Raw genomic sequence first — 11,646 nt, 5'->3', positions numbered from 1 at the left:
CCTACTTGAGGAGTTTGTCTATCGCGGATGCGGTGAAGTCCGCCTGGAGCTGCTGCTCGTCCTTGGCGTGGGAGGCGAGCGAGTAGTTCAGCCCGTTGGAGATGTTGGCGCAGGCGGCCACGAGGGTCTTCACCTGGCTCTCCCAGGCGCTGTTGACCTTGAGCAGCGCCGCCCCGCTCGCGAAGCCCTCCTTGGTGAGGGCCCCGGCGGCCTCGGCGGTGGCGGTGTCGGCGTGCTTGCCGTCGGTCTGCAGGCGCGTGTGCAGCTTGTACGCCTCGGAGCCGATCGCACCGATGTGGTCCTGATTGAGCTCAAGGTCACCGCCACCGCCACCACCGCCGGGATCGGCGGGCACCTGGTTGAGGCGCATGGTGACACCGGCGGCGGCCGTGGCGCGAGCCGCCGACCATTCCTCGTCGAACGACATCGCGTGAACTCCCGAAGGCTGGTTGCAGGGTCAGATCGGCCCGGGTCAGCGGTTACGTCGTACGACGACCACGGTCACGGCTCCACCGATCAGCACGCAGGCTCCCAGACCAAGGGCGATCCAGGGAAGCACACTGCCGCTCTTCTTGTCCTCGGCCTGTGCGGCGGGCTTGGACGCGGCGGCGTCGGGAGCCTTGCCGTCGGCGGATGCGGAGGGCTTCTTGGCCGCCGCATCCGCCGCCGCGAGATCGGGCAGCGGGTACACGTCGGCCGGGCCGGGGTCACCGGGCGTCTGCAACGCGACCCTGGGCCGGACGATGCCGTAGCCGACGTAATCGTTACGCTCGACGCCGTCGGTGGGCTTGCCCGCGGTGTTCAGGAGCACGCGCAGGACCTGGTTGTTGGTCCAGTCGGGGTGGGCGGACCAGAGGAGCGCGGCGGAGGCCGAGGCGAGGGCACTGGCCGAGCTCGTTCCGGTACCAGTACAGATTCCAGTCTTCCCCTTGCACGCGGTGACGATCTTGTCGCCTGGTGCCGCAAGGTCAATCTGCGGACCGTGCTGCGACTCACTGATCGGCTTGCCGTTGACGTCCGCGGCGCCAACCCCAACCACTCCCGGCGTCGCGGCGGGATAGTTGATCTCATTGATCGTGTTTCCGTCGTTGCCTGCGGCAGCGAATACCAACTTGCCCTTGGAGAGGGCGTACTTCACTGCGGCGGCCCGCTCGCGATCGTCTTCCGGCTTGCCAGGCCGGCCCTGGGAGATGTTGATGACCTTGGCATCCGAGTCAGCCGCGTACCGAATAGCGGCGACCCAGGATGGAGTCGAGGCCTCTTCCAGACTGTCGGGTACCCGGATCGGAAGAATCTTGACACCGGGGGCAAGCCCGTAACCGCCATCACCGCTGGGGTGCTTACCAGTACCTGCGATAACGGCGGCCATTCCAGTGCCATGACCGAAGTAGTCGTTGTTCTTGTCACCCTCGGCATCACCGACGGGAAACACGGCTCCGGGCAGGACTTGCCCTTCCAGTTCCGGGATGCGGTCGACACCGCTGTCGATCACCGCAACGGTAACTCCCTTACCCGTGCTGACCTTCCAGATCTCGTCTGCCTTCATGACATCGAGATGCCACTGCTTGGACCGAACCGTATCCGCGTGGGCCGGGGTCGCAGCGACCCCGGCCAGCAGAAGGCCCACCAGGGCCGAGGTCGCCTTACGCATGCGCATCCCGTGCAACGTCCGTTCTACTCAGTCGATCACAGGCGGAACAACGCGACGGCTGCCCTGCCAGGTCTCTTCGTCCTCGGCCAGGTAGTCGGGGCGTTCGCCCCCCTGCTCGTCCTGCCGCTTACCCGGGGTCTGCGGGCGTGCACCCGCATGCCCCATGGCGCCCGCACCCGCGCCACCCGCGCCGTTGCGGACGAGGCCCGAACCGCCCTGGGTGAACGGCTGACCACCCGCAACCGTACGACCGACCGCACCGGTCTGACGGCCTCCGACGACACCGCCCGGCTCCGACGCCAGTCGACGACCTGCCGCGAAGCCGCCCTGGCTGCCGTGGGCGCCGCCGCCACCGTGGCCCATTCCTCCGCCGCCCATGGGGCGGCCCGCCTGGGCGCCTTCACCAATGACCGTGCCACGCGGGATACCCGAGCTGGGGCCCGTCGACGTCACAGGCCGACCGCCCATGATGCCGCTGTCACGCGGGGGCAATCCCGGCGTGCCGAGGACCTTGCCGCCGGGAGGAGGCATACCGGGACCGCTCAGACCCGGGTACGGGCCGATACCCGGACCAGTCAGGCCGGGCGGCTTCACACCGCCGACCGGCGGGAAGCCCATGGGCGGAAGTACGGGCCCGGGAGTGGGAGTGACGGGACCCGTGGGCAGCGGGCCGGGGGTGGTCGTCACTGGCGGCAGTGTCTGGTTCGGAGGCAGCGTGCCAACCGTGTCGAGGTCCACGTCTACGTCACGGTCAGGGGTCACCGGCACCGGAACGGACCCCGGTGTCACAGACGGCGTGTCATCCGGCTGCGGCATGTGCCCGGGCACATAACCCGGTTCGCCAGAGCTGCTGCGGCTCGTTGACGGAGAGGAGGCGTCAACCCCACTCCGGCGGTCAGTAGAGCCAGCAGTGCCACCGTCCCGCTGAACGTCCTCGTACGGGTTGTACCCCTGAGGCACAAACACCGGCGGCGGCTCCGGGAACGTCGGGATCGGGGCCTTGTCCATCTCCGTCGACGACTGCTGGTACGACTGCGCCAGGTTGGTCATCAGGCGGATGGCCTCGCGGCGGTCCGCGTCCAGCGTTGTCTGCGCCTCGGCGCGGACCGTCGCCGAGTCCGGGTCGTTGTGGTGCTCAAGGGCCGACGCGAGGTTCTTCGTCGCGGTCGCGTCGACCGCGGTCATCTTCGTGGCCTCGGTCATCGTCTGGATGACCCAGCCCATCGCCTCGCCGCCCTTGGCGCTGTACTCGCTCAGACGCAGCGTCGCGTTGCCGGCGCGGCCCACCCACTCCTGGAAGGCGTCGGCTCCTTGGCCCTCCCAGCCGGTCACAACGTGGTTCTTGAGCGCCTCGCCGATCTTCTTGATGTCCTCGGCGGCCTTCTTCAGCTGGTCGGACCGCGCCTGGACCGAGGTGGGGTCCAGGGAAGCGATCATGTCGCGCATCTGCTGGTGCGTGAAGCTTTCAAAATCGGTCATGAGTAGCTACCTCCCGCCGTGCTGGGCGACGGAGTCGGAGTCGTGGACGTCGGCGGCTGGTTGGCTGCCTCTAGGCGGCGCTTCTCCTCCGGCCACGGGTCACGCTCCGCCACGTAATGCGCCTTCGCCTCCCTGGCGATGGCCGCCATGCGCCGCTTGGTCTCCTCGTCCACGCCGTCGTAGCCCTTGCCCGCCGACAGGACCGCGATGCCCAGGGCCTCGATCTGCCCCGCCAGCCCCTTCGAGAGGTTCTGCAGCTGCGTGACGACCGTGTCGTACGACTTGAACAGCGCGTCGACCTCCGCGAAGCCCTTACCGAGCTTGCTGGCCGGCAGCTTGCCGTCCGCCAACTTCTTGTGGTCCGCGTCGGAGCCGGTGAGGTCGTCCAACAGGCCGTCCACCATGCGCTTGTACTCGCTCATCGAGTCGAACTCGACCCGCAGCGCCGCACTGGTCGCACCGTAGGCCGCGCCCGCGATCGCGCCCATCGGACCCGCCAGCCCCAGCGTGAGGGCTGCTGCCACCTGGCCCGCCCCGTTGTCCTCTGCCACGTTGGCCTCCCCGTCTCCCCGTCTCCCCGTGGTCGCGGCGTCTCCGCCGCGCCCCGTCCCCGTTCGCACCCGTGTCCATGCGTACATGGACACTTGTGCCGATCACTCTAGCGACCGGCACCGACAGGCCCAAGTCCGGGGTTGCACGTGCAATGCGGGTCACACGGTCACGAGTTGGGCGAACCCACCGCTGCGGACGGCCTGATCGGGAGCCGGTTCACCGGGCGGCCCGTGGCCGCGCGGACCGCCGAGGCCACCGCCGCCGGGGTCGTCACCACGGGGACCGCGCTCGCCGCCTTCGCTCCGAACGGGGCCACCACGTCGCGCTCTTCGACCAGTTTGACGATGCGGACCGCCGGGGCGTCCAGTGCCGTCGGCAGGGCGTAGCCCGTCAGGTCCGGGTGGCGGATCAGGCCGGCGACCGAGCGGAGGTTCTCCGTCAGGGCCGCGCCCACGCCCTGGGTGACGCCCGCCTCGATACGGGCTTCCAGCTGACGGGGGTTCAGGATGCGGCCCACGTCCTGGGCGACCGCGAGTTCCACGACCCGTACCGAGCCCAGTTCGATGTCCACGTCCACCACCGCGCGGATCGCGCAGAAGGCGAGGCCCACGAAGGCGTCGCCCTGGCCGTCCGCGTCGAGGGGTTCCGTCGGGTGGGGGCGGCACTGGGCCGTCGCCCACAGCTCCTTGCCCGCCATCGCCTCCGCCACCGACATCGAGAACGCGCCGTCGTACGACGTGATGCGCCCGTCCTGGATCTGCAGGAGCTCCGTCGACATGCCCAGCTTGTGGGCCATCGGCTGGAGGAGCTGCGTACGGACCATCTTGGCCGCCCGCTCCACCGCGCCGCCCGACACCCACGTGTGGCGGCCGTGCGCCGATGGGCCGGCCGGCGGCTGGTCGGTGTCGACCGGGGCCATCGCGACCTCGTCGACGCCCAGTACCTCCTGGACGATCTGGCGGGCCAGCGTGGCGAAGCCCTGGCCGGTGTCGACGGCCGCGCAGATGACCGTGGCCGCGCCGCCTACGACCTTCACCGTGGCGGTGGAGACCTCGTCGGCGCCCTCGGCGCCGAGCATGTGGACCATGCCGACGCCGTAGCCGACGCCTCGCCGTACCGCGCCCGGCTCGCCCGCACCCTCCGGGCCGCCCGGCAGCAGCCACTCGTCCTCGGGGGCGTCCTTCGGGAGGGCGGGGAGCTCGAAGTCGCGGACCGCGCGCAGCAGTTCGGCCACCGGGGCCGGGCAGGTGACCGTCTGGCCGGTCGGGAGGAGGTCGCCCGTCGCCAGGACGTTGCGCATGCGCAGTTCCGCGCCGTCGATGCCGAGGGCCGCGGCCAGCTTGTCCATCTGGCCCTCGTACGCGGCGCACACCTGCATGGCGCCCTCGCCGCGGACGTGGCCCGACGGCGGGTTGTTGGTGCGTACCGCCCAGCCCTCGACGAAGGCGTGCGGGACGACGTACGGGCCGCAGGCGAAGGCCACCGCCGCCGCCAGGGACTCGGAGGAGGAATCGGCGTAGGCGCCGGCGTCCATGAGGATCTGGGCCTCGACCTTGACCAGCCGGCCCTCCGCGTCCGCGTGGTGGCGGTAGCGCAGCAGGGTCGGGTGCCGGTGGGTGTGGCCGAGGAAGGACTCCTCGCGGGTGGCGGCCAGTTTGACCGGGCAGCCCGTCCGCAGGGCGAGCAGGCCGAGCGGGAGCTGGAAGGCGGCGTCCTCGCGGTCGGCCGTCGCGCCCGGCACCCCGGTGACGACGACGCGTACGCGGTCCGGGTCCAGCCCGAAGCAGGCGGCGGCCAGGTCGCGGTCGGTGTGCGGGTCGGTGGACGCGGTGTAGAGCTCCACGCCGCCGTCGGGCCGCGGTACGGCCAGTCCGGCCTCGGCGCCGATGGGGGCGGGGTCCTGGCGGCCGATCCGGTACAGGCCCTCCACCACCACCTCGCCCGTGGCCTCCGGGTCGCCGTAGCGGAGCGGGATGTGCCGGATCAGGTTGCCGTCGGGGTGCAGGGCGGGGGCGCCGAAGGACTGCTCGGGGTCGGTGACCGGGTCGAGGAGCTCGTACTCGACCGCGATCGCGGCGGCGGCGAGCCGAGCGGTGTCGGGGTGGTCGGCGGCGACGGCGGCGATGGGCTCGCCGTGGTGGCGTACGACGTCGTGCGCGAACACCGGCCGGTCGGCGATCCGGCGGCCGTGCGTGGTGGCGCCGGGCACGTCGGCGTGGGTGACGACGGCGCGGACGCCGGGCATCTCGGCGGCGGCCGTCGTGTCGATGGACAGGATCCGGGCGTGGGCGTGCGGCGAGCGCAGCACGGCGGCCCACAGGAGGCCCTCGGCCCACAGGTCGGCGGCGTAGGGGAAGGTGCCCTCGGTCTTGGCCCGGGCGTCCGCGGCCGGGACGGAGGCCCCGATTCCGTGCGGGGCCCGCTGTTCGGAGGCCTCGGAACCCGTGGCGGCCATGGCCGTCACCGTGGTGCCGACCGTTGTCGTCGCCGTCGCCGCGTCCTGCCCGCTCACGCCGTGCCTCCGTGGTGGATGCCGCCCTCGCCGGGCGCTGCCTGGTGCGGGATGCGCGGCTCCGGTCCCTGGCCCGGACCGCCGGGACCGCCCGGACCGCCCGTGCCCGCGTTCGGGGCCGCGGGCTCCGCGGCCGCCGCCTCGCGCTCGGCCACGACCTCGCGCACGGCGTCGACGACCCCGGAGTAGCCGGAGCAGCGGCAGAGGTTGCCGCAGAGGGCCTGACGGGTCTCCAGCTCGCTGGGGGCGTGATTGCCCTCCAGCAGGTCGTGGATGGTCATGGCCATGCCGGGTACGCAGAACCCGCACTGCACCGCACCCGACCTGCACAACGCTTGCTGCACGTCCGAGAGTTCCCCGCCGGTCGCGAGACCCTCGACGGTGCGGACCTCGCTGCCGGCGGCCGTCGCGGCCGGTACCAGGCAGGAGGCGACGAGCCGGCCGTCGACCTGCACGGCGCAGGCGCCGCACTCGCCCTGCGAGCAGCCGTCCTTGGCGCCGGCGAGGCCGAGGCGCTCGCGCAGCACGTACAGGAGGGACTCGCCGATCCAGGCGCCGGTGACCGGCCGGTCGGCGCCGTTGACGCGCAGGACGTAGGAGGCCGACGGGTGCTCGTGATGGGCGACGGCCCCGGCGGTCGCTTCTTCCTCGTACGCCGCCACCTCGGCCGGGAGACCTTCGGCGGTGCCCTGGTCCGGGAGAGCACCGGCGCTGTCGGCGGTGTCCGCGTCCGGCGTCCGGTCGGCCGGGGGCTCCTGCTCGGCCGGCCCGTCCCCGCTCGCGGGGCCGGGCGCCGGAGCGACGGCCTCCGCCTCGTGCGCGGCCTCCTGCGCGGCCTCGTGCGCGGCGTCCTGCGCGGCCTGGGGGCCGGGCTCCGGAGCGTGGCCGAACGCGGTGAAGCCGTGGCCGTCGGTACCGTCCGGCTGCGCGGGCCCGGCAGCCGGCGCCTGGGCGCGCACCCCGCCGAAGAGGTCCAGGCCGGCGGGAGCCGCCGGCTGCCGCTCGGCGGCGGCCCGGGCGTCGAGGGAGGCGGCGGTGAAGCCGCGGCCGTCCGTGCCGCCCTGCTCCGCATACCCGGCGTACTCGCCCTGCCCGGCGTACTCGCCCTGCGCGGCGTACTCGCCCTGGACCGCGTGCCCCGCGTGCCCGGCGTACTCGCCCCGGCCCGCGTGGTCGGCGGCCCTGGCACCCTCGGCCTGCTCCCCCGCCGGGCCGTGCGCGGCGTCGATGTCGTGCGGGGCCTGGTGCACCGGCTCGCCCTCGGGCAGGGCGGTGCCCACCCCGGGTCCGCCCAGTACCCGCGGCCCCCGCCCCGCGGCGCCCACGCCGGGCCCGCCGAGCAGCCGCCCGGCGGCATGCGCGGTCGCGGCGGCGGCGGCCGAAGCGGCGGCGGCCTCGTCCGTACCGGGGAGCACACCGGCACCCGCACCCGCACCCGCGTCCGCGTTCGGGTCCGCGGCCGGCTGCTGCGTCAGGTACGCCCACGGCGCCGGGGCGCCGCCCGGCAGCGTCGCCGGGGCCTGGCTCCAGTCGGCGTCCAGAGCGCCCGGCCGGTAGTCGTTCGGCTGCTCGGGGAATTCCCCGAACTCGGGCACGGCCCACTGTCCGGTCGCCGGGCCGGCCTGCTCGGGCTCGTGCGCCGCCTCCGGGAAGCGCCACTCGGCGGTCTCACTCGGGTCGGTCACCGGCTGCTCCGGCTCCGTCTCGGCGAACGCCGCCGCGACCGACGCCGGGATCGGGATCGACGCCGGGATCGGCCCGCCCACGGACCCGGAGCCCTGGCCCTGGCCCGCACCGGCGGAACCCGCACCCTCGGCACCCGCGCCCGCCGGATCGGCCTGCGCCGAGCCCGCGCCCGCCTCCGGCCACTGCACCGGCATCGTCCACGTCCCCGTGGCCGCCGGATCCGTACTGGCCGAGCCGAGCGGCACGATCATCGGCGGCGGCACGTAGCCGTGCCCGGGCGCCGCGAGCGGCTCCCCGGTGCCGAGCGCGTCCAGCATGTCCTGCGGCAGTTTCACGAAGGCCGTGGCGTCCGAGTCGTACTCGCCGCCCTGCGGGACCGGTTCCCAGCCCCAGCCCGCCGTGCCGTTCCCCTGGGTCACGTTCTCGTTCTCGTTCTCGCTCATGAGGTCAGTGCCCTCCCCAGGGCCCTGCGCGCCAGCACGGCCACCGTCCGCCGCAGATGCAGTACTCCGGGCGCCACCGGCTCGCCCTGGTCGGGCACGCACGCGGCCGCGACGTACTCACCGAAGGCCTCCAGCGCCTCGGGGGCCAGGGTCCGCCCGCCGTCCCAGTCGATCAGCGAGGCCACCCACTGCTCGGCCTCCAGCGGCCGCAGCGGCATCGGGGCGACCGCGCCGATCGCGCAGCGCACGCCCCGGCGCGCCGGGTCGAGGACGAGCCCCACCGACGCCACGGCGCGCCCCGGCCCGGTACGGCCGGTGGCCTTGAGGAACACCTGCGGCGCGTGCAGCAGCGGCACCCGTACGAAGCCGATCAGCTCGCCGGGCCGCAGCATGTCCCGCCCGGCCAGCAGGTACGACACCGGGATCTCCCGCTGCCCGACCGGGCCGACGATGACGAGTACGGCCTCCAGCGCGGCCAGCACGGGCAGTGCGTCACCCGTCGGCGCGGCGGTGGCGATGTTGCCGCCGAGGGTGCCGGCGTTGCGGATCTGCGGGGGCCCGGCGGCGCGGGCCGCGGCCGCCAGCGCGGGGATCAGAGCGGCGAAATCCGGCCGTCCCATCCGGGCGTGCGTGAGGCCCGCACCGAGCAGCGCGTGGCCGTCCTGGTACTGCCAGCCGCGGATCTCGTTGATCCGGCCCAGGCCCACCAGCGCGGCGGGCCGCAGCAGCCCGGCGTTGACGGCGGCCATGAGGTCGGTGCCGCCGGCGACCGGCACGGCGGCGGGCATGGCGGTGAGCGCCGCCACGGCCTCGTCGAGCGAGGCCGGCAGCGTCACGGACTGCGCCGCCTGCGGGCCGTGCGGCCCCTGAGGTGAATCCAGTGCGTGCGGTGCGTGCGTGGTCAACCCAGCTGCCCCTTCCCGATGTCCCGGTTCCGGCGCTCACGCCTGTTCCGCCGTACGGTACGTGCTCACCGCCGGGACGTGGCAACTCTGGCACATCTTCCGGCCCGCCCGGCGCGAGGGTCCGCCCCCTGCGTCCGGCCCCGGGCGCGGTGCCCCGTACGGGCCGTACGGCCCTGTCGCACCGCCTTCGGCGACCCTCCTCCCCGATTGCCCGGTTTTCCCCGTATCGGGGGAAATTGAGGCAGAGTTCCGCTCCCGTTCCCTTTCGGTTCGGGTCGGCGCCGTCCTCCACGTGTCACACGTTCGGGGGCGCGCCCTCGATCGGGCGTCCGAGCACACCGGGCCGCCGCTGCCGCGGCAACGGCCCGCCCGGCGGCCGGTAATCGACCCCCTGAGCGGCCAACCGCGCGTAGTGCGCGGCCATCCGCCCCTCGAACCCGGCGAAGTCGCGCTCCCCGGGCTCGGGCTGCCACGACCACACCACCTCGGCGAAGGCCACCAGCCGCGGGAAGACCTGGTAGTCGACCCGGTCCTGGTTCTCCATCACCTCGGTCCACACGTTGGCCTGCGCGCCCAGCACCCGGGCGGCGGCCTCCGGCGACAGCTTCGGCGGCACCGGCTCGAAGCGGTAGACGTCCTCCAGCGTGCGCACGTACCCGATGGGCATCGGCTCGTCGGCGCCGCCCGCCTGCCGGTGGTCCAGGTACACCTGCTGCTCGGGGCACATGACCACGTCGTGCCCGGCCTCGGCGGCGGCGATCCCGCCCGCGCAGCCGCGCCAGGAGGACACGGCGGCGCCCTCCGCGAGGCCGCCCTCCAGGATCTCGTCCCAGCCGATCAGCCGCCGCCCGCGCGCCGTGAGCCAGCCGTCGAAGTGCCGGACGAACCAGGACTGCAGCCCATCCTCCCCGTCCACGCCCAGCTCGCGGATGCGCTCCTGCGCGGCCGCGGAGGCCTTCCACTGCGCCTTGGGGCATTCGTCCCCGCCCACGTGCACGAAGGGTGAGACCTCGGCCGGGAACAGCTCCAGCACCTCCTCGAAGACCCCCTCGTAGAACCGCAGCACCGCCTCGGTGGGCGCGAGCACGTTCTCGGTGATCCCCCAGTCGTCCCACACGCCGAGCGCCGCGGTGTCGACGACGTCGGTGTTGCCCAGCTCCGGGTACGCGGCGATCGCGGCCTGCGAATGCCCCGGCACGTCGATCTCCGGGACCACCCGGACGTGCCGCTCGGCGGCGTACGCGACGATCTCGCGGATGTCGTCCTGGGTGTAGAAGCCGCCGTGCGGGGTCTCGTTCCACAGCGGCGAGGCCCGGTGGCCCCACCGGCTTCGCGGGCGCCACCCGCCGACCTCGGTCAGCCGCGGGTGGCGCTTGATCTCGATCCGCCAGCCCTGGTCGTCGGTCAGGTGCAGGTGCAGCACGTTGAGCTTGTGCGCGGCGAGCAGGTCGATGTAGCGCAGCACTCCGTCCTTGGGCATGAAGTGCCGGGCCACGTCCAGCATCATCCCGCGCCAGCCGAACCGCGGGCCGTCCACGACCGAGGCGTACGGCAGGCTCCACGTGCGGCCGGGCAGCGGCGCCCTGCGGTACGCGTCGGGTCCGAGCAGCTGACGCAGCGTCTGGGCGCCCCAGAACAGTCCGGCCGGCGAGGCGCCCGTCAGCTCCGCCCCGTCCGGGCCGATGTCGATGCGGTACGACTCCGGCCCGCGGTCCCACGCGCCGTCCGGGTCGAGGCGCAGCCGCAGCTCGGCGGTGACGCCGGCCGCGGCGGCGGGCAGCTCCCAGCCGGTGGCGGCCCCCAGCTCGCGCCGCAGCCAGCGCGCTGCCGTGCCGGTTCCCGGACCGGCGTCCAGGACCGGCTGCGGCCCGAACGGGAAGCGGCGCCCGGCCTCGTCGGGAAGTGCGATCCGGGGTGCGGGGATCAGGTCCATGCGTGAGCCCTTCACGACTGCGTGCGCCTGTTGCGTCCTGCGCAACGCTCGTTCCGCAGGGCGCTCGTCGCGCAGACCCTAACGCGCCGTGCGGGCACGGCAAAGACCCCCGGACGCGCGGTGGCGCGCCGGGGGTCTCGGTCCCGCGGAAGAAGGAGGGGCCGGAGGCCGGACTACTGGTCCTTGCCGCCCTTGTCCTTGTCCCCGCCGGGGCCCATGGACTCGTAGATCTCCTTGCACATGGGGCAGACCGGGTACTTCTTCGGGTCCCGGCCCGGTACCCAGACCTTGCCGCAGAGCGCGACGACGGGGGTCCCGTCGAGCGCGCTCGCCATGATCTTGTCCTTCTGGACGTAGTGGGCGAAGCGCTCGTGGTCGCCGTCACCGTGCGACACCTGCGGCGTCGGCTCTACGAGGGTCCCCGTGCCAGTCCCGCGCTCGGGCTCAAGAGTGCTCATGGAACCCAGGGTACTTAACCCCGCGCC

9 protein-coding genes are annotated in these 11,646 nt (G+C 73.5%); all 9 read right to left on the bottom strand.

Annotated elements, in window-relative coordinates; translation table 11 throughout:
- Nucleotide 1 precedes the first annotated feature (1 nt).
- A complete protein-coding gene (locus Sspor_RS26580; protein ID WP_202201371.1) occupies nt 2–427 on the bottom strand; it encodes a hypothetical protein in 426 nt (141 codons plus the stop codon).
- 45 nt (nt 428–472) lie between these two features.
- Nucleotides 473–1,657, bottom strand: coding sequence for a type VII secretion-associated serine protease mycosin (mycP, locus tag Sspor_RS26575; RefSeq protein WP_202201370.1), 1,185 nt, complete (start codon nt 1,655–1,657; stop codon nt 473–475).
- Between the two features lie 21 nt (nt 1,658–1,678).
- Nucleotides 1,679–3,130, bottom strand: coding sequence for a WXG100 family type VII secretion target (locus Sspor_RS41160; RefSeq protein ID WP_202201369.1), 1,452 nt, complete (start codon nt 3,128–3,130; stop codon nt 1,679–1,681).
- On the bottom strand, nt 3,127–3,681 hold the full coding sequence (locus Sspor_RS26565) for a DUF2563 family protein (RefSeq protein WP_237404036.1): 555 nt from the start codon (nt 3,679–3,681) through the stop codon (nt 3,127–3,129). Before Sspor_RS26565 ends, Sspor_RS41160 begins: the two co-directional genes overlap by 4 nt.
- Nucleotides 3,682–3,848: 167 nt before the next feature.
- The gene (locus Sspor_RS26560) at nt 3,849–6,137 is read right to left on the bottom strand and encodes a xanthine dehydrogenase family protein molybdopterin-binding subunit (RefSeq protein ID WP_202203878.1); all 2,289 of its coding nucleotides are present in this window, start codon (nt 6,135–6,137) and stop codon (nt 3,849–3,851) included.
- 53 nt (nt 6,138–6,190) lie between these two features.
- The gene (locus Sspor_RS40730) at nt 6,191–8,323 is read right to left on the bottom strand and encodes a 2Fe-2S iron-sulfur cluster-binding protein (protein WP_272934850.1); all 2,133 of its coding nucleotides are present in this window, start codon (nt 8,321–8,323) and stop codon (nt 6,191–6,193) included.
- Nucleotides 8,320–9,204 (bottom strand): FAD binding domain-containing protein, encoded by an 885-nt coding sequence (locus Sspor_RS26550; protein ID WP_202203877.1) that lies wholly within the window; start codon nt 9,202–9,204, stop codon nt 8,320–8,322. The genes Sspor_RS40730 and Sspor_RS26550 overlap by 4 nt, the downstream gene beginning before the upstream one ends.
- 319 nt (nt 9,205–9,523) lie before the next feature.
- Nucleotides 9,524–11,161 carry a beta-N-acetylhexosaminidase gene (locus Sspor_RS26545; protein ID WP_202201368.1) on the bottom strand — a complete coding sequence of 546 codons (1,638 nt, stop codon included), beginning with the start codon at nt 11,159–11,161 and terminating at the stop codon, nt 9,524–9,526.
- 173 nt (nt 11,162–11,334) lie between these two features.
- Nucleotides 11,335–11,619 carry a DUF3039 domain-containing protein gene (locus Sspor_RS26540; protein ID WP_063754862.1) on the bottom strand — a complete coding sequence of 95 codons (285 nt, stop codon included), beginning with the start codon at nt 11,617–11,619 and terminating at the stop codon, nt 11,335–11,337.
- Between the last annotated feature and the right edge of the window lie 27 nt (nt 11,620–11,646).

Origin of the sequence: Streptomyces spororaveus (assembly GCF_016755875.1) — a bacterium.
In the GTDB taxonomy this organism is placed as follows: Bacteria; Actinomycetota; Actinomycetes; order Streptomycetales; family Streptomycetaceae; genus Streptomyces; species Streptomyces spororaveus.
This window is presented reverse-complemented; position numbering and strand designations above follow the sequence as displayed.

Bases quoted from the DNA above. Each gene is read 5' to 3' on its own strand.
- Sspor_RS26580 (WP_202201371.1), bottom strand. From the start codon at position 427: ATGTCGTTCGACGAGGAATGGTCGGCGGCTCGCGCCACGGCCGCCGCC.
- mycP (WP_202201370.1), bottom strand. From the start codon at position 1,657: ATGCGCATGCGTAAGGCGACCTCGGCCCTGGTGGGCCTTCTGCTGGCC.
- Sspor_RS41160 (WP_202201369.1), bottom strand. From the start codon at position 3,130: ATGACCGATTTTGAAAGCTTCACGCACCAGCAGATGCGCGACATGATC.
- Sspor_RS26560 (WP_202203878.1), bottom strand. From the start codon at position 6,137: ATGGCCGCCACGGGTTCCGAGGCCTCCGAACAGCGGGCCCCGCACGGA.
- Sspor_RS40730 (WP_272934850.1), bottom strand. From the start codon at position 8,323: ATGAGCGAGAACGAGAACGAGAACGTGACCCAGGGGAACGGCACGGCG.
- Sspor_RS26545 (WP_202201368.1), bottom strand. From the start codon at position 11,161: ATGGACCTGATCCCCGCACCCCGGATCGCACTTCCCGACGAGGCCGGG.
- Sspor_RS26540 (WP_063754862.1), bottom strand. From the start codon at position 11,619: ATGAGCACTCTTGAGCCCGAGCGCGGGACTGGCACGGGGACCCTCGTA.